This window comes from Enterococcus sp. DIV1090, assembly GCF_050537975.1.
In the GTDB taxonomy this organism is placed as follows: domain Bacteria; phylum Bacillota; class Bacilli; order Lactobacillales; family Enterococcaceae; genus Enterococcus; species Enterococcus faecalis.
In genome coordinates, this window is record NZ_CP172917.1 from 997,613 (window position 1) to 1,014,859 (window position 17,247).

Here is a 17,247-nt window from a genome sequence, read left to right on the forward strand (position 1 = left end):
TAAGAAAGAGAACAGAAAAACCCACAGCTTAATAGTGGGTTTCTCTGTCGTTAATTGCTAAAGATTACAGAATACGTTCAAATGGATCTAAACTAATTCCTTGGTCTAAAACGATTTTTGCGTATTCTTTCGCTGCAAATAAAGAATGATCTTTGTAGTTTCCACACTCTTTTGCAGAGACTGCTGGAACAACTTCTGTATTGATTACTTTGTTTAAAACGTTGACTAATGCATCACGGATTTCTTGTGGTGAATGTTGATCCCACATAATCATATAAAAACCAGTGCGGCAACCCATTGGCGAAATGTCAATGATTCCTTTTAATTCATCACGCATGTTAACTGCTAATAAATGTTCCAACGTGTGTAATGCGCCTGTTGGTAGGGCATCTTTGTTTGGTTGTAAGAAACGTAAGTCATATTTTTCGACTAACGCATCACCATTTTGTTCTGTGCCAGCAAGGCGAACATATGGTGCTTTTACTGTGTTGTGATCTAATTCAAAACTTTCTACGCGTGCCATGAAATTTCGCTCCCTTTATAATTAAATTCGTTTTAACTATAACAAATTTAAGTCAAAAGTCAATGGATAGTCCTTTGATGGGTAATAGTTTTAAAATATCATGGGAAAATAAAAAAATCATTTTTTTGACTATGTAGGTTTTTTCAATACTATGGTAAAATAGGACAAGTAGCTTTTACAAGAAGGTAAGAGGGGAGTATGAAAATATGGGAAAAGAATATCATGTTGCCGTGGTAGGAGCAACAGGTGCTGTCGGGACAAGAATGATTGAATTGTTAGCAGAAACAAGTTTGCCAATTGCCAGTGTGAGGTTATTGGCGTCTAAGCGTTCTGCCGGACAAGAGATTCAGTTTAAAGGGCAACCTCTTATCGTGGAAGAATTAGTCCCGGAATCATTTGAAGGAATCGATTTAGCATTATTTAGTGCTGGTGGGAGTATTTCCGAAAAGTTTGCACCAGAAGCAGTTAAGCGAGGAGCTGTTGTTGTTGACAACACTAGCCATTTTAGAATGGCAAAAGATGTTCCTTTAGTTGTTCCAGAAGTAAACCCGGAAGCCTTGAAAAATCATCAGGGAATCATCGCAAATCCCAATTGTTCTACGATTCAAATGATGGTGGCCTTGGAACCAATTCGGCAAGCGTTTGGCTTAGAACGAATCATCGTTTCAACGTATCAAGCTGTGAGTGGCGCAGGTATCCGTGCAATTAATGAGCTAAAAGAACAAGCCGAAGATTTTTTAGAGGGAAAACCTGTCAGTGAATGGTCAGCTGAAATTTTACCAGCTGGCAGTGACAAAAAACATTATCCAATTGCTTTTAATGCGTTGCCTCAAATTGATGTTTTTTCAGAAGCAGGGTATACCTACGAAGAATGGAAAATGATGAATGAAACAAAAAAAATCATGGGGGACAACAAGCTAAAAGTCGTTGCCACCTGTGTCCGTATTCCGGTAATTTCAGGACATTCTGAATCTGTTTATATAGAAGTGAAACAAGCAGATGCATCGGTCTCAGCCATCCAAGAATTAATGGCGCAAGCTCCAGGTGTAATTTTGCAAGATGAGCCAAGTGAACAACTATATCCACAAGCGCTAAATAGCGTCAACCAGAAAGAAACATTTGTCGGCCGTATTCGTCAAGACGTTGACGTGAAGAACGGTTTCCATTTATGGATTGTGTCAGACAACCTATTAAAAGGAGCTGCTTGGAACTCGGTCCAAATTGCTGAAACGCTACACGAAATGAATTTGCTTCGTGTACCTGAAAACGACTAGAAGGTTTGTATTGTATACTCGGGAGGGAATAGGATGGATTTAACGAATGCAACAATTATTACGGCAATGGTTACGCCGTTTCAAGAATCGGGAGAAATAGATTTTGATAAACTACCGCAATTGGTAGACTATTTATTGGCCAATCATACAGAAGGCGTTATTTTAGCAGGAACAACTGGTGAATCACCCACGTTAACTCATGAAGAAGAATTACAATTATTCCAGCGAATGATTGAACTGATCGATGGACGTATTCCGATTATTTGTGGTGTGGGTACGAATGATACACGTGACTCAGTCGCTTTTGTGAAAGAGTTAGCGACAATCGCTGGTATCGATGCTGTTTTGGCGGTTGTTCCTTATTATAATAAACCAAATCAAGAAGGTATGTATCAACATTTTAAAACCATCGCAGAAGCAAGTGAACTGCCAATTATTTTGTACAATGTTCCTGGTAGAACGGCTGCATGTCTAGAAGTGGAAACTACTTTGCGCTTAGCACAATTGGAAAAAATTGTGGCGATTAAAGAATGTGCAGGGTTAGATGCAATTACTGAGTTGATTGAAAGAGCGCCAAAAGACTTTCTAGTGTATACTGGAGAAGACGGGTTGGCTTTTGCCACCAAGGCACTTGGCGGACAAGGGGTTATTTCGGTAGCCAGTCATGTCTTCGGTTCGTCAATGTATAAGATGTATCAAGCGCTGGAGCAGGGGAACTTGCCGGAAGCGGCTAAAATTCAACGACAGTTATTACCAAAAATGAACGCATTGTTTTCAGTGCCTTCACCGGCACCCGTGAAAGCGGCCTTAAATCATTTAGGTATTCCTGTTGGAAATTTACGTTTACCTCTAGTTGCTTGTACACCAGAAGAAGAGCAAAGAATTATTCGCACGTTAGAGATTTAAAGAACGTGTAATCATAGAGAGGTGAAAAGAGTGAGTACAATAAAAATCGTTCCATTAGGCGGCGTTCGTGAAAATGGAAAAAATATGTACGTTGCTGAAGTGGAAGATGAAATTTTTGTACTGGATTGTGGATTACAATATCCAGAGAACGAACTTTTAGGAATTGACGTTGTCATTCCGGATTTTACGTATTTAGAAGAAAATAGTGAACGAATTGCAGGGGTCTTTTTAACACATGGCCATGCAGATGCAATTGGGGCCTTACCGTATTTGCTTTCAAAAATTCAAGTGCCTGTTTTTGGGACAGAATTAACGATTGAACTAGCAAAACTAAGTGTCAACAGTCATGCGGAAACGAAGAAATTTAAAGATTTCCATGTGATTGACCCGCATACAGAAATTGATTTTGGTCAAGCAACGGTGAGCTTCTTTAAAACAACGCACACCATTCCAGATTCGATTGGCGTTAGCATCAAAACTAAAGAAGGCAACATTGTTTATACTGGTGATTTTAAATTTGATCAAAGTGCGATTGAGATGTATCAAACCGATTACGGCCGCTTAGCTGAAATTGGGAAAGAAGGCGTCTTGGCGTTACTTAGTGATTCATCAAATGCTGAAAACCCAGCCCAAGTTGCATCGGAAGCCCAAATCGCTGATGAAGTGTTCGACACGATTCGCTATTGGGAAGGACGAATCATCGTGGCATGTGTGGCAAGTAATTTGCAACGGGTCCAACAAGTATTGAATGCAGCGGATCGTTCTGGTCGTAAAGTCGTTTTGACAGGCCAAGATTTTGAACGGATTATTCGGACGGCGATGAAATTGGAAAAATTACAATTGCCAAGCGAAGATCTATTAGTGAAACCAAAAGAAATGAAAAAATATGCACCCGAACAATTATTAATTTTAGAAACAGGCCGGATGGGAGAACCTATTAAGTCACTTCAAAAAATGGCTAATAATACACATGGTGTCGTTCGAATTGAAGAAGGCGATTTAGTTTATATTACGACAACGCCAACAACGGCCATGGAAACAACGGTTGCCAAAACAGAGGATATTGTCTATCGGGCCGGTGCTATGGTGAAGCAAATTTCCGACAATTTACGTGTGTCTGGTCACGCTAATCCGAATGACTTGCAATTGATGCTGAACTTAATGAAACCAAAATATTTCATTCCTGTCCAAGGTGAATACCGCCAGTTAGCTGCGCATGCGGACTTAGCACACGAAATTGGCATGCCTTATAAAGATATCTTTATTACAGGTCGTGGGGACATTCTAGAGTATACAAAAGGTAGAATGTCGGTAGCTGGCAGCACAACGGCCGAAAATATTATGATTGACGGGATTGGTGTCGGCGATATTGGTAATATCGTTTTACGAGATCGTCGTATTCTTTCCGAAGATGGTATTTTTGTGGCTGTTGTGACAATTAATCGCCGAGAAAAACGAATTGTTTCACCAGCTAAAATTACTTCTAGAGGTTTTGTTTACGTTAAAACAAGTAAAGACCTAATGAAAGAAAGTAGCAATATTGTTACAGAAATTGTTGAAAAACATTTAGAAAGTGACGATTTTGAATGGAGCAAACTGAAACAAGAAATCCGCGAAAACTTAAGCCGTTATTTATTTGAACAAACCAAACGTCGTCCTGTGATCTTACCAGTTATCATGGAAGCGACGCAACGCAAGCGTCCCAAAAATAATGCATAGTTCGTCCTGATAAAAGCAGGTGATTTTAGGAGAAATTCTTCTAAAGTCATCTGTTCTTTTTTGTAACTTTCTTCTATAAATATGGTACTATTAATCAGAGCGCTGAATAAAGGAGGCGATTTTAGTGGAAGAGATTGTGTTGTTCCATACCAATGATCTTCATTCTCACTTTGAAAATTGGCCCAAAATACGGCGTCTGGTTAAAGCCAAACGTTCGCTGTACCAAAAAGAGGGCAAAACAGTCGTAACCATTGATTTAGGTGACTTTTCAGATCGGTGTCATCCTTTGACCGAAGCAACAGATGGTCGAGCAAATGTAGCTATAATGAATACATTAGCGTATGACCTGGTTACAATTGGAAATAATGAAGGAATCGGCAATTCAAAGAAACAATTAGAGCATTTATATGATCAGGCAACATTTGAAGTGGTCTTAGCTAATTTAGAAGAACCAAAAACCCAAACGTTACCAGATTTTTGTCAAGCATATAAAATTATGACAACTAAAGAAGGCACAAAGTTAGGGTTTATTGGCTTAACCGCACCATTTCCTTTAACGTATAATCCCAATGGCTGGACAATCAAACAAGTGGAAGCAGTCCTTCCTCAACTGATTACAGAAGTTGCGCCTCAATGTGATGTTCTCATTTTGCTTAGTCACTTGGGGATAGATACTGATTTTATGATTGCGGCGAATTATCCTGAAATTCAAGTGATTTTAGGTTCCCATACACATCATTTATTTAAAGATGGTGAAAAAATTAATCATGTGCAACTAGCAGCTGCTGGCAAATATGGACAGTATATTGGTGAAGTGCATCTGTTTGTGGATGCCGACACGAAGCAAGTCACAAGTTATGCAAAAACGATTGAAACAGCAAGTTTAGAAGAGCAAGCAACTGATGCCAAGGAAATTGCGGGTTACTTAACGGAAGGTCATCGACTATTGCAAGCGCAGCAAATTGCACAAATCCCTGAAACCTTGTCAACGGACTTACGGCAACCGCATGCCTTTATAACTGTTGCCTTGAAGGCGTTAAAAGAAGCGGGGCAGACCGAAGCGGCTGTGTTAAACAACGGGTTATTTTTAGCAGATTTACCAGAAGGAATAATCAATGCAGACCAATTACATGAGGCCTTGCCTCATCCAATGCATTTAATCAAGGTTACCTTGAAAGGGTCAGACATGAGCCGTTTGATTCGTGAAATGGAAAAAAGTCGTCAATTTCTGCGGAAATTTCCGATTCGCGGGATGGGCTTCCGCGGGAAAATTTTTGGCGAATTATGTTATGATGGGATTCGTTTTGAGCGAAATAGCCAGACCGTTTTTTGGCAAGGGAAACCTATTCAGCCAGAGCAGAAGTATACGCTGACAACAGTGGATCACTTTCAATTTGTTCCGTTTTTCCCAACGATTGAGTTAGTTGGAGAAGTCGAATTTTTATTTCCAGACGTTTTAAGAACTGTCGTGGCGAACTATCTGCATGCCCACTATCCAATCAAATAAAAACAAGGTATAATAAAAACTAGGTGGTGAAAAAATGACAGACAAAAAGACAACCGAAAAAAAAGAAACAGAAACTGCTGCAACCTTTACAGAAGAACTAACAGCAGTTCTTGAAGAAATAAAAGAAGAACCTGTAAAAGAAAAGAAAAAAGGGGAAATTGTCACCATTGTGAATGAAACAGATATTCAAATTGGTGAAAGAGAGTACCGAATTGTTAAAAATCATCGTGATGCCTTTGATCCTGAACGCTTAGGTGAACGGTTTAGTGAAGTATTAGCGCGTTATGATTATATCGTAGGAGACTGGGGCTATGAACAGTTACGCTTGCGTGGCTTTTTTGATACTTCTAATCGTCGGGCAGCGCCGGATCAACGCATTGATACACTAGAAGACTATTTGTATGAATATTGTAATTTTGGCTGTGCCTATTTTGTAATTGAACGAACAGGGGAACGTAAAGAAAAAACAACGCATCGTCGTCGTCGCCATAAAAAGAATAATCGTTCTAACGCGTTTGTCGAGGAAAAGAGTGCGCCCGCTAATAAAAATAGCAAGCCAGTGATTCGTACGCGAAAAGAAGAAAATAAAAAAACGACTACACCCAAACAGCCTAGTCCCAAAAAATCTGGCAAAGGCTTTACGATTCGTCAACGTGAGGAGTAAACAGAGTGAAAAAAGACTATCAAGGATATTTAATTGATTTAGATGGAACGATTTATTTAGGAAAAGAACCAATTCCAGCCGGAAAACGTTTTGTCGAGCAGTTACAGGAAAAAGATTTGCCTTTTTTATTTGTAACGAATAATACCACTAAATCTCCTGAAACAGTGGCACAACGTTTAGCAAATGAATTTGATATTCATGTCCCAGCATCCCTTGTTTATACAGCGACTTTAGCGACGATTGATTACATGAAAGAAGCCAATCGGGGCAAGAAAGTCTTTGTCATCGGCGAGGCTGGTTTAATTGACTTAATTTTAGAAGCAGGTTTTGAATGGGATGAAACAAATCCTGATTATGTTGTCGTGGGACTTGATACAGAATTATCCTACGAAAAAGTGGTTTTAGCTACCTTAGCCATTCAAAAAGGGGCGTTGTTTATTGGGACCAATCCAGATAAGAACATTCCGACAGAAAGAGGCTTATTACCTGGTGCAGGTTCAGTTGTGACGTTTGTGGAGACAGCTACTCAAACAAAACCAGTTTATATTGGCAAACCAAAAGCGATTATTATGGAACGAGCGATTGCGCATTTAGGCGTGGAAAAAGAGCAAGTAATTATGGTTGGAGATAATTATGAAACCGATATTCAATCAGGGATTCAAAATGGTATTGATAGCTTGTTAGTTACATCAGGTTTTACCCCTAAGTCAGCTGTTCCAACTTTGCCAACGCCACCAACCTATGTTGTTGATTCCTTAGATGAATGGACTTTTTGAGTATGATGAGGTCGAAATTGCGTTTAAGGGAAACACTTGGACTCATTTGTTTGTTTTTAACGATTGTGGCTTTAAGTATCACGATCACGATTAATTTTCGTCCATTGTATCTTTTTGATATCCAACACTTAAATATTTTAAAAGACGTAGAGGTTGATCGTGTGACCTTGATTAAAAATTACGATCATTTAATGATGTACTTAAACAATCCTTTTGAAAAAACATTAGTATTTCCTGATTTTCCAATGTCTGATAGCGCGGCTTTTCATTTTTATGAAGTGAAAAAATTGTTTTTATTGTGCTATGGCGTATTACTAGTTACGTTGATGCCTAGTGTCCTTTATTTAAAATATTTGGTAAAAAATCAGCGTTTATGGACATTGATACGGCCATTTCAGTGGGGAATGTTTTTGCCTGTGCTTTTTGGCTTTTTCATGCTGATTGGCTTTGATCAATTTTTTATTGCGTTTCATGGATTATTTTTTAACAACGATGCTTGGTTATTTAATCCGCTGACTGATCCGATTATCAATGCCTTGCCTGAAGCCTACTTTATGCATTGTTTTATCTTGTTTTTTGTTTTATTAGAAGGCCTGTTTTTGATAGGTGTTTTAATCGGAAAACGTTCTTTAAAAAAATAAAGAGAGAAAAGTGAACAATTCCAAAATTGCTCGCTTTTCTTTTTTATTCAATCTAGTTTTAAAAACTAGATTGAATAATTGTCAAAAGTATGATATTCTTTTTTAGAAATGGTTAGGAGGGTTTTTATGGACGAGATAGAAAAATCACTACAAAATTGGGGCCAACAATTGGAAAACGTTCATTTGCCAAGATGGCATGAGTTACCAGACATTGAATTATATATGGATCAAGTGATTACTCTGATAGAAAAATACTTATCCCCATTGATTACACTGGAAAAACATACTTTGTTAACGTCCTCAATGGTTAATAATTATGTCAAACACGGGTTAATCCCGGCCCCAGTGAAAAAGCGCTACAATCAAAAGCATTTAGCGTTTTTAATTGCGATTACGTTGTTGAAACAAGTGTTAACATTGCCAGAAATTAAGCAAGGCATTTTATTCCAAGGAGCCACGGTTGGTATTCGTGAAGCGTACAATTTATTTTGTCAAGAACAGGAACGAGCGATTTATGTGATTGCTGCTCAAGCGCAAGAAAAAGAAGTTCAGGCCAAATCACAAGAACCTATGGGGATTGAATATTTGGCTGTAAAAGCAGCGACAATGTCTTTTGCTACTAAAATGTTTAGTGAAAAAGTGATTGAATTGGAACAAGAATACTTAAAAGAAATGGATGAGATGACACATGAATAAAGAAAAGATCGCACTACTGGTTGATTCTGGGACAGATGTTCCAGAGGCATTAGTCAAACAATACGGCATGTATGTCTTGCCTTTACAGATTATTTATCCTGAAAAAACCTATACAGATAAGGTAGATATTACACCAGAAGAAGTGTATCAACGTTTAGAGAAAGAAATCCCTAGTACTTCATTACCTGATGGTGCAACAATCCAAGCTATTTTTGACAAAATTAAAGAAGCGGGTTACGAAAAAGTCTTAGCGGTGACCATTTCTAGTGGTTTAAGTGGAACGTATAATGTGGTTCGCTTGCTTGGAGAACAAACCGAAGGACTAGATGTATTTGTTTTAGATACAAAGAACATTGGTATCGGGGCTGGCATTCAGGCGATACGAGCAGCAGAATTAATTGAAACAGGATTAGGATGGCAAGAATTACAACAAAAATTAACAGAAGAAGTAGCCAACGCAAAAGTATTTTTTAATGTAGCCACTTTAGAATATCTACAAAAAGGTGGACGAATTGGTTTAGTCACTTCTATTTTAGGGAATGCGCTAAAATTAAACCCCATTATTTCTTGTAATGAAGAAGGCATTTACTATACGGTGGCTAAGTCTCGCGGCCGTAAAAAAAGTCTTGATAAAACGTTTGAGTTGGTGACGAACTTTATAGGTGAGGCACCCCGTTTCCGTTTGGCAGTCGCTCACGGTGCGGCAGAGGAAGAAGCAAAAGCAATGATGGAACGCTTGAAAGCAGCTTTTCCACAAGCAGAAGAAATTTACTTTGGAACAATTAGTCCGGCATTAGTTGTTCATACAGGACCAGGACTTTTAGGTGTTGGTATACAGTTATTAAATGATTAATTAAATGAAAAATCCCCTCAAATTTTTTTGAGGGGATTTTTCATTTAAGATTTCTCTTTTTCATAGAAATATCATTTTGCTGGAAAAACAACGAAAATTATATTGAAAATTTCACGAATGTGTTACAATTTGTCTACAAAGGGGGAATTTTTTGTGAAAAAAGCAATAGCAGAATGTTTAGGAACATTTATTCTTGTCTTTTTTGGGACAGGAACAGCCGTTCTAGGAAATGGTATGGAAGGGATTGGAACAACGGGGATTGCCTTAGCATTTGGGTTAACAATCGTTGCTGCTGCCTATAGTATTGGCACAATTTCAGGTGCACATCTAAATCCAGCTGTTTCTATAGGAATGTGGCTTAATAAACGAATAACAACAATGGAACTAATCTACTATGTAGTGGGACAAATTGTTGGCGGCTTGATTGCCTCATTTGCATTATTAAGCATTCTAAAAGGTGCTGGTAAAAGTATTGAGAACTTAGGTCAAAATGGCGTAGGGGAATTAAGTGTTGCTGGTGCATTGACAGTCGAAATTATTTTAACATTTATTTTTGTTTTAGTTGTCATGACAGTTACAAGTGCTAAGAAAGGCAATGCTTCATTAGCAGGAATCGTAATTGGGTTAACACTAACAATGATTCACTTAGTTGGTATTCCTTTGACAGGTACTTCTGTCAACCCAGCTCGTAGCATCGCGCCAGCCGTTTTTGCGGGTGGTTCAGCGTTATCTGAGTTGTGGATTTTTATCGTTGCGCCATTAATTGGTGGATTATTAGCCGCTCTTGTAGCAAAATTCGTCTTAGATACGGAAGAATAGATTAGCGAAAGAAGAATCTTTGATAACAAGCGTCAATTGTTGTCAGAGATTCTTTTTTTGTTATACTAGGAGAACCTAAAGGCGCATTTTTAACCAAAGATGAAAACATCATCAAAATAAGGTATAATAGGAAAGTATCAAATAAGATTAGAAGGAAAAAGAGGTGTCTCTTTGTGAAGAAAATTTTAGTAGTTGATGACGAGAAGCCAATTTCAGAGATCGTTAAATATAATTTGGTTAAAGAAGGATATGAAGTATTTACTGCTTATGATGGAGAAGAAGCACTTGAAAAAGTGGAAGAAGTGGAACCAGACTTAATTATTTTAGACTTAATGCTCCCTAAAATGGATGGCTTAGAAGTCGCGCGAGAAGTGCGCAAAACACATGATATGCCAATCATTATGGTGACTGCCAAAGATTCTGAAATTGATAAGGTTTTAGGATTAGAATTAGGAGCCGATGACTATGTAACGAAACCATTTTCAAATCGTGAATTAGTTGCTCGTGTAAAAGCCAATTTACGGCGAGGTGCAACCAATGCGAAAGAAGCCGAGGTGACAACGCAATCTGAATTAACGATTGGTGATTTAACCATTCATCCTGATGCATACATGGTCTCAAAACGGGGTGAAAAAATTGAATTAACCCACCGTGAATTTGAGTTACTTTATTACTTAGCAAAACATATCGGACAAGTGATGACTCGTGAACATTTATTACAAACCGTTTGGGGTTATGATTATTTTGGTGATGTGCGGACAGTGGACGTAACCGTACGTCGTTTAAGAGAAAAAATTGAAGATAGTCCAAGTCATCCAACGTATTTAGTTACTCGTCGTGGGGTTGGTTATTATCTAAGAAATCCTGAACAGGAGTAATCAGGTATGAAGAAAAAAGTTCACTTTTTTCAATCTGTTAATTTTAAGATTGCTTTATCATTTATTCTGCTGTTACTAATCGCGATTCAAATCATTGGTGGCTATTTCATTCGTGAATTGGAAGCCACTACAATTTCCGATTTTAAGAAAAATATGGATTCCCAGGTTGTCCAATTGTCAAATACGTTAAGCACGCAGATGAGCAACAAAGATCTCGAACGTAGTGACGTTGATGCAAATTTGAAAAAAGCGTTATCTGATTTTTCAAATGCAGACATTTCTGAAGCGAGAATTGTCGATGATAAAGGGATTATTCGGGCAACCAATGATTTAAATCAACAAAATATTATTGGGAAAAAGAATGATTATCGTGATTTAAATGACTTTACGAGTAAAAAATATCAAGCTTTAGATAATGATAAACGCGTGTATGTGAATGTTCAGCCGATTCAATCGCCTACTGGAGAAACAGTGATTGGTGTCCTTTATGTGAAAAGTAATTTAGAAAATAAATACCAAGAAATTACCAACACAGCAAGTATCTTTTTCACTGCTTCTATTATTGCCGCAGCAATCTCGATTATTGTGACCTTACTGATTGCACGATCAATCACGAAGCCGATTGGGGAAATGCGCGAGCAAGCCATTCGAATCGCTCGTGGTGATTACGCTGGAAAAGTAGAAGTCCATGGAAAAGATGAATTAGGCCAATTAGCAGAAACATTTAATCAATTATCAGAACGGATTGAAGAAGCACAAGAAACAATGGAAGCAGAAAGAAATCGTTTAGATAGTGTCTTAACGCATATGACAGATGGTGTCATTGCGACGGATCGCCGCGGAAAGGTGATTACGATTAATGAGATGGCCCTTTCATTATTAAATGTAAAAAATGAAAATGTGATTGGGACCTCGTTATTAGAGTTGTTAGATATTGAAGAAGATTACACATTGCGGAAGCTGTTAGAAGAGCCAGATGAACTGCTGATTGATCGCTCAACGTCTGATCGTGAAGAAGACCAAATGATTATCCGGGTAGACTTTACAATGATTCGTCGGGAATCAGGATTTATTACTGGCTTAGTTTGCGTGCTTCATGACGTCACAGAACAGGAAAAAAACGAACGGGAAAGACGGGAATTTGTTTCCAATGTTTCTCATGAGTTGCGAACGCCTTTGACAAGTATGCGTAGTTATATAGAGGCTTTGAGTGAAGGAGCTTGGGAAAACCCTGAGATAGCGCCGAATTTCTTAAAAGTCACGTTAGAAGAAACCGACCGGATGATTCGTATGATTAATGATTTGTTGAATTTATCTCGGATGGACTCTGGAAATACACATCTTCAATTAGAATATGTGAATTTTAACGAATTGATTAATTTTGTCTTGGATCGCTTTGATATGATGATTGAAAATGAGCAAAAAAATTACAAAATTCGCCGTGAATTTACTAAACGCGATTTATGGGTAGAGTTAGATACAGACAAAGTAATTCAGGTTTTAGACAACATTTTGAACAATGCGATTAAGTATTCGCCAGATGGCGGCGTCATTACCTGCCGACTAGTTGAAACACATAATAATGTCGTCTTTAGTATCTCGGACCAAGGTTTGGGCATCCCTAAAAAAGATCTCGGGAAAGTCTTCGAGCGTTTTTATCGTGTGGATAAAGCACGTGCGCGAGCACAAGGTGGGACTGGTTTAGGTTTAGCAATTTCTAAAGAAGTAATTCGGGCCCATAACGGGAGTATTTGGGTGGAAAGTACAGAAGGTGAAGGATCGACTTTCTATATTTCACTACCATATGAACCTTATGAAGAGGATTGGTGGGAATGATGAAATTATCAGAATGGATTACAAGAATTGGCTTGATTTTGATGGTCATTTTAAGTATATATTTTTCAGTCAATATCTGGCTGAATTCTGCCAAAAAAATACCAGAAATGAAGTCGGGAAGCCAAGTCACAACAGCTGTCAATGAAAAAGCCATTGGCGATGTCTATTTACCTTTGCAATTGATTCGAATAGCCGATGGAAAAGCGATGCAAAGTAATCGTGAAACATTAATTAGTAATGTTCAAAATGATATTAAAATGGCTACGTTTGGTAAATTGACACAAGTTGTGACAAAAAATGCAGAGCAACTTAAGCGCTACAACCAAATGGAACAAGGCATTGAACTTCTTTATCAAGGTCCCTTTTTAATCTCGGACTATGCTTCGATTTATAATCTATCCATTAATTTTACTAACTTTAATGACTTGACGGACCAGTATTTTACGAAAATTCAATTGGATTTTAACGAAAATAAGATACGTTTTTTAGATTATGATCAAGCCAACGTCTATGAAGCGCCCATGACTGTCAATAAGGCGCGCTTAATGGGAATTATCAATAAAGAGGGATTGCAATATCAAGACGTTTCCGAAAATACGCTAACCAAACAAGGACAATGTTATTTAACCAATGATATGAAGTTGAAAAAGTACAGTTATATCTTAGCTTCGCAACCAGTTACTCGTTTTAGGAATGCTTTTTTCAATGAAACGGAAGATATCCAAACCAATGAAGACAGTCAAGACTTAACCTACACGAGTAAAGAAGAACGATTGTTTGCAGAAGAAAAACTGGGGAAAATCGATTTTAAAGGGACCTTGCCAGAAGAGAATAAACGGGATTCAATCTATAATCAAAGCTTTTCTTATGTAAAACGTTTAGGAACCAATATGGGGAATTTACGTTACTTTGATCGAACGAAAGATAGTGTCAATTATCGGACTTTTGTGGAAGGTTTCCCAGTGTTCAGTAATGATTTAAAAGGCCAAGTGGATATTCGCATCACGAACAACGATGGTGCTGCGCCAAGCGTAACCATTAACACAAGTGTGAATACAATCCAAGTGCCGATTCCTTCAGAAGAAGAAGTGACGCTGGAAAGCACGGAAAAATTGATTAAGCGTTTAGAAACAGCTGGTGCTAAAAAGGAAAAAATCCAATCGGCTGTTATCGGTTATACGTGGCAGACAATTGAAGAAGTCAAACAAGTCGTTGATTTAAGTCCGGAATGGTATGTCCTTTATAACAACAATTGGTACACTGCAACGGACTTGGTAAAACAATTACCAAGCTTGGAGGTGGGCTAATGGATTTTAAACGAATTGAGTGGATTTTCTTCTTAGCATTTTTAGGATTAAATATCTTTTTATTTGGAATTTATCGGGAAGGTCAACAAGAGGAGAGCAACGTCTCTTCTTCCAGCCAAACAGAATCGATTGAAAGTCGGTTGGAAAAAGATAACATCTCGTATAAAGGGACACTTTCTTCAGAACGATTGGAAGGTTATTATTTAAGTGGCGAACAAACCAATTTTTCTGCTGCTTTAAAAATCCAACGTGAAAAGAATAAAAATTTTTTGAGAAATGGGCTGCAAATTGCGGATAATACTTTAACGAGTGTACCTAGTAAAAACTATTTTATTGATCCTAAGAAAATTGATAAAGATTTAAGTACCTTTTTAAATGAAAAAAATGCTTTATTATTCGGAGACGAATATCAATACTTACCAGAATTTTCTCATTTAAAAGAGCCGACGGCAGAGATTGTGGCTGCACAATCGTATAAAGGAATTCCCTTTAGAGATGACACGGCAAAATTAAGTATTTTAGCAGATACGTCAGGTGAATTATGGAAAATTAGTAAATATTCGCAAACGCACATTGAAAATATTGAAGAGTTACGAGACAAAACGGATTTATATTCCAATCGTGATGCGATAGACACGCTCTATATGAATAACCGGATTCCTAGTAATTCCAAAATAACATTCATTAAATTGGCCTATTCAAGAATTTATAAAATTCGTGAGAAAAATGTATACGTTCCAGTCTGGTTTGTAGGAATTTCTACTGGTGAAGATTCAGTTGAAATTGAACAGGTGAATGCCGTAAGTAATACCATCATCACAAATAATACTGTGCCAAAGGTGGAAAAACATTAAGGTCCGTTGTATAATGAAACACGTTAATGTTGTAATGTAGAAGGGAAGAGTTTTAAATGGATTCAGAGTTTGCTTTTAATATCAGTGTTCTTGCCAGTGGCAGTACAGGCAATTCCCTTTTTATTGAAACCAACCAAAAGAAAGTATTAGTAGATGCGGGTTTAAGTGGCAAAAAAATCACTTCACTGTTAGCAGAAGTCAATCGCAAACCAGAAGATTTAGATGCGATTTTAGTTACACATGAACATCGGGATCACATTCATGGCGTTGGCGTGTTAGCGCGAAAATATAAGTTAGATGTCTATGCCAATGAAAAAACGTGGCAAGCGATGGATCCCATGATTGGCAAAGTCGATGTCGCTCAAAAACATATTTTTGAAATGGGCAAAGTTTTGACCTTGGGAGATATGGACATTGAAAGTTTTGGTGTCTCACATGATGCGATTGCGCCTCAATTTTATCGTTTTCATCGCAATAATCGTTCCTTTGTTGTTCTAACGGATACAGGTTATTGTAGCGATCATATTCGTGGTACGATTGAAAATGCAGATGCTTATTTAGTCGAAAGCAATCATGAAATTGAAATTTTGCGAGCAGGACCTTATCCATGGAGTCTTAAACAACGGATTTTAGGAGATAAAGGGCATTTATCCAATGATGATGGTGCTCTTGTGATGGCGGATGTATTAGGTGATAAAACAAAACGCATTTATTTAGGTCATCTTAGCAAAGAAAATAATACGAAACTTCATGCGCGAATGGCAATGGAGTCTACTTTGAAGCAAAAGGATTTAGGCGTCGGGGAAGCATTTAAGGTATATGATACAGACCCCGATTCAGCCTCAGAGTTATTTCAAATTTAGAATAATGGTGGTCTATCAGTTTTTGAGTGTGGAGCAAAAATCCAAAGTGATTTTTGTCCCATGCTCATTTTTTGTTCTTTTATCCAGCTGGTTTGACAGAGACATCGGTGATAATACTTTTAAACTCTTAGTTAATTTTTTGACAAATACTTGTTTTTGTCTGGTGTTAGGAGTATAGTTAACTAGATTTTTACTAGTGGGAGGTCTATAATGTTTCAATTTTTACCAAACTCTGTTTTACAGATGAGCACTATTTTTCTTTCGATTATTATCGAAGCATTGCCTTTTGTCATGTTAGGTTGCTTGATTTCAGGCGCTTTACATGTTTTTTTAACACCAGAACGAGTAAAAAAAGTGTTACCTAAAAATAAATTTTTATCAATTTGTGTAGGGAGTTTCCTAGGTTTTTTCTTCCCTTCTTGTGAATGCGGGATCGTCCCAATTGTGCATCAATTTGTTAAAAAAGATGTACCAACACATACCGCTTTTGCTTTTATGTTAACGGCACCAATCATTAATCCAATTGTGCTATTCTCAACATACGTAGCCTTTAGTGGCGCAACAAAATTTGTGATTTGGCGAGTTTTAGGCAGTATGATTGTCGCGTGGGTTATCGGCATTTGGTTAGCTTATTTTCGAAAAGAATCAGTTTTAACAGAAAAAGAGTTAGCGCAGATTAAAGAAGAGCAGGTTGCTCATACGCATGAACACGTTGATGAAGTTCGTTCATTTTGGAAAAACGGCTGGTCAGCGTTAACCCATAGTATTGATGAATTTTTTGATACGGGTCGTTATTTAATTTTTGGTTCTTTGTTGGCAGCAATCATGCAAACCTATATTCCAACTGGTGCGCTTATGCAATTGGGCCATTCAAAGATTTTAGCGATTCTAGTCATGTTAGTCATCGCTGCCACTCTATCACTTTGTTCAGAAGCAGATGCATTTATTGGTTCTTCTCTTTTGAGTTTGTTTGGAACAGGACCAATTGTCGCCTTCCTAGTTTTTGGTCCAATGGTAGATATTAAAAATTTATTGATGATGAAACGTTATTTTAAGATGTCATTCATTGTACAATTTGTTTTGATAGTGGCGCTTGTCGTAACTATTTATGCGGCAGTAGTTTAGAAAGGA

17 protein-coding genes are annotated in these 17,247 nt (G+C 37.7%); 16 read left to right on the forward strand and 1 reads right to left on the reverse strand.

All coding sequences use genetic code 11. From position 1 onward, the window contains the following. Positions 1 to 64: 64 nt before the first annotated feature. Positions 65 to 523, reverse strand: coding sequence for an S-ribosylhomocysteine lyase (locus IGL48_RS04855; protein WP_002357960.1), 459 nt, complete (start codon positions 521 to 523; stop codon positions 65 to 67). 206 nt (positions 524 to 729) lie between these two features. On the opposite strand from IGL48_RS04855, the gene IGL48_RS04860 reads away from it, so the two are divergent. The 16 genes from IGL48_RS04860 to IGL48_RS04935 all read left to right on the forward strand — a co-directional run bounded on the left by IGL48_RS04860 (position 730) and on the right by IGL48_RS04935 (position 17,241). Further along, a complete protein-coding gene (locus IGL48_RS04860; protein WP_002403231.1) occupies positions 730 to 1,797 on the forward strand; it encodes an aspartate-semialdehyde dehydrogenase in 1,068 nt (355 codons plus the stop codon). Between the two features lie 33 nt (positions 1,798 to 1,830). After that, positions 1,831 to 2,703, forward strand: a complete 873-nt coding sequence (dapA, locus tag IGL48_RS04865) for a 4-hydroxy-tetrahydrodipicolinate synthase (protein ID WP_010707688.1) — start codon at positions 1,831 to 1,833, stop codon at positions 2,701 to 2,703. A gap of 30 nt (positions 2,704 to 2,733) precedes the next feature. Further along, the gene (locus IGL48_RS04870) at positions 2,734 to 4,422 is read left to right on the forward strand and encodes a ribonuclease J (RefSeq protein WP_010824545.1); all 1,689 of its coding nucleotides are present in this window, start codon (positions 2,734 to 2,736) and stop codon (positions 4,420 to 4,422) included. Positions 4,423 to 4,546: 124 nt separating this feature from the next. Then, positions 4,547 to 5,929, forward strand: a complete 1,383-nt coding sequence (locus tag IGL48_RS04875; RefSeq protein ID WP_002365512.1) for a bifunctional metallophosphatase/5'-nucleotidase — start codon at positions 4,547 to 4,549, stop codon at positions 5,927 to 5,929. Positions 5,930 to 5,963: 34 nt separating this feature from the next. Next, entirely contained in the window at positions 5,964 to 6,593 is a 630-nt protein-coding gene (locus IGL48_RS04880; RefSeq protein WP_002357954.1) for a YutD family protein, read from the forward strand. Positions 6,594 to 6,598: 5 nt separating this feature from the next. Next, positions 6,599 to 7,369, forward strand: coding sequence for a TIGR01457 family HAD-type hydrolase (locus IGL48_RS04885; protein WP_002366490.1), 771 nt, complete (start codon positions 6,599 to 6,601; stop codon positions 7,367 to 7,369). Further along, positions 7,357 to 8,010 carry a TIGR01906 family membrane protein gene (locus tag IGL48_RS04890; protein ID WP_002381967.1) on the forward strand — a complete coding sequence of 218 codons (654 nt, stop codon included), beginning with the start codon at positions 7,357 to 7,359 and terminating at the stop codon, positions 8,008 to 8,010. The genes IGL48_RS04885 and IGL48_RS04890 overlap by 13 nt, the downstream gene beginning before the upstream one ends. A gap of 126 nt (positions 8,011 to 8,136) precedes the next feature. Next, the gene (locus tag IGL48_RS04895) at positions 8,137 to 8,706 is read left to right on the forward strand and encodes a DUF1836 domain-containing protein (protein ID WP_002357951.1); all 570 of its coding nucleotides are present in this window, start codon (positions 8,137 to 8,139) and stop codon (positions 8,704 to 8,706) included. Continuing rightward, positions 8,699 to 9,559: a DegV family protein gene (locus IGL48_RS04900; RefSeq protein WP_002357950.1), complete on the forward strand. Its 861-nt coding sequence runs from the start codon at positions 8,699 to 8,701 to the stop codon at positions 9,557 to 9,559. The genes IGL48_RS04895 and IGL48_RS04900 overlap by 8 nt, the downstream gene beginning before the upstream one ends. Before the next feature lie 117 nt (positions 9,560 to 9,676). Further along, positions 9,677 to 10,378, forward strand: coding sequence for an MIP/aquaporin family protein (locus tag IGL48_RS04905; RefSeq protein WP_002390101.1), 702 nt, complete (start codon positions 9,677 to 9,679; stop codon positions 10,376 to 10,378). A gap of 173 nt (positions 10,379 to 10,551) precedes the next feature. Next, on the forward strand, positions 10,552 to 11,256 hold the full coding sequence (gene yycF / locus IGL48_RS04910; RefSeq protein WP_002357947.1) for a response regulator YycF: 705 nt from the start codon (positions 10,552 to 10,554) through the stop codon (positions 11,254 to 11,256). Between the two features lie 6 nt (positions 11,257 to 11,262). Continuing rightward, the gene (gene walK / locus IGL48_RS04915) at positions 11,263 to 13,092 is read left to right on the forward strand and encodes a cell wall metabolism sensor histidine kinase WalK (RefSeq protein ID WP_002357946.1); all 1,830 of its coding nucleotides are present in this window, start codon (positions 11,263 to 11,265) and stop codon (positions 13,090 to 13,092) included. Further along, positions 13,089 to 14,399, forward strand: coding sequence for a YycH family regulatory protein (locus IGL48_RS04920; RefSeq protein ID WP_010824546.1), 1,311 nt, complete (start codon positions 13,089 to 13,091; stop codon positions 14,397 to 14,399). Before walK ends, IGL48_RS04920 begins: the two co-directional genes overlap by 4 nt. Then, positions 14,399 to 15,253, forward strand: a complete 855-nt coding sequence (locus IGL48_RS04925; RefSeq protein WP_002365516.1) for a two-component system regulatory protein YycI — start codon at positions 14,399 to 14,401, stop codon at positions 15,251 to 15,253. The genes IGL48_RS04920 and IGL48_RS04925 overlap by 1 nt, the downstream gene beginning before the upstream one ends. A gap of 56 nt (positions 15,254 to 15,309) precedes the next feature. Next, positions 15,310 to 16,116 (forward strand): MBL fold metallo-hydrolase, encoded by an 807-nt coding sequence (locus tag IGL48_RS04930; protein WP_002357943.1) that lies wholly within the window; start codon positions 15,310 to 15,312, stop codon positions 16,114 to 16,116. Positions 16,117 to 16,326: 210 nt separating this feature from the next. After that, complete coding sequence (locus IGL48_RS04935) at positions 16,327 to 17,241, forward strand: permease (protein ID WP_048949594.1); 915 nt, start codon at positions 16,327 to 16,329, stop codon at positions 17,239 to 17,241. Positions 17,242 to 17,247: the final 6 nt, after the last annotated feature.

Coding starts and splice junctions, on each gene's coding strand:
- dapA (WP_010707688.1), top strand. CDS start 1,831: ATGGATTTAACGAATGCAACAATTATTACGGCAATGGTTACGCCGTTT.
- IGL48_RS04905 (WP_002390101.1), top strand. CDS start 9,677: ATGTGTTACAATTTGTCTACAAAGGGGGAATTTTTTGTGAAAAAAGCA.
- IGL48_RS04935 (WP_048949594.1), top strand. CDS start 16,327: ATGTTTCAATTTTTACCAAACTCTGTTTTACAGATGAGCACTATTTTT.
- IGL48_RS04925 (WP_002365516.1), top strand. CDS start 14,399: ATGGATTTTAAACGAATTGAGTGGATTTTCTTCTTAGCATTTTTAGGA.
- IGL48_RS04860 (WP_002403231.1), top strand. CDS start 730: ATGGGAAAAGAATATCATGTTGCCGTGGTAGGAGCAACAGGTGCTGTC.
- IGL48_RS04920 (WP_010824546.1), top strand. CDS start 13,089: ATGATGAAATTATCAGAATGGATTACAAGAATTGGCTTGATTTTGATG.
- IGL48_RS04895 (WP_002357951.1), top strand. CDS start 8,137: ATGGACGAGATAGAAAAATCACTACAAAATTGGGGCCAACAATTGGAA.
- IGL48_RS04930 (WP_002357943.1), top strand. CDS start 15,310: ATGGATTCAGAGTTTGCTTTTAATATCAGTGTTCTTGCCAGTGGCAGT.
- IGL48_RS04880 (WP_002357954.1), top strand. CDS start 5,964: ATGACAGACAAAAAGACAACCGAAAAAAAAGAAACAGAAACTGCTGCA.
- IGL48_RS04900 (WP_002357950.1), top strand. CDS start 8,699: ATGAATAAAGAAAAGATCGCACTACTGGTTGATTCTGGGACAGATGTT.
- walK (WP_002357946.1), top strand. CDS start 11,263: ATGAAGAAAAAAGTTCACTTTTTTCAATCTGTTAATTTTAAGATTGCT.
- IGL48_RS04890 (WP_002381967.1), top strand. CDS start 7,357: ATGGACTTTTTGAGTATGATGAGGTCGAAATTGCGTTTAAGGGAAACA.
- IGL48_RS04855 (WP_002357960.1), bottom strand. CDS start 523: ATGGCACGCGTAGAAAGTTTTGAATTAGATCACAACACAGTAAAAGCA.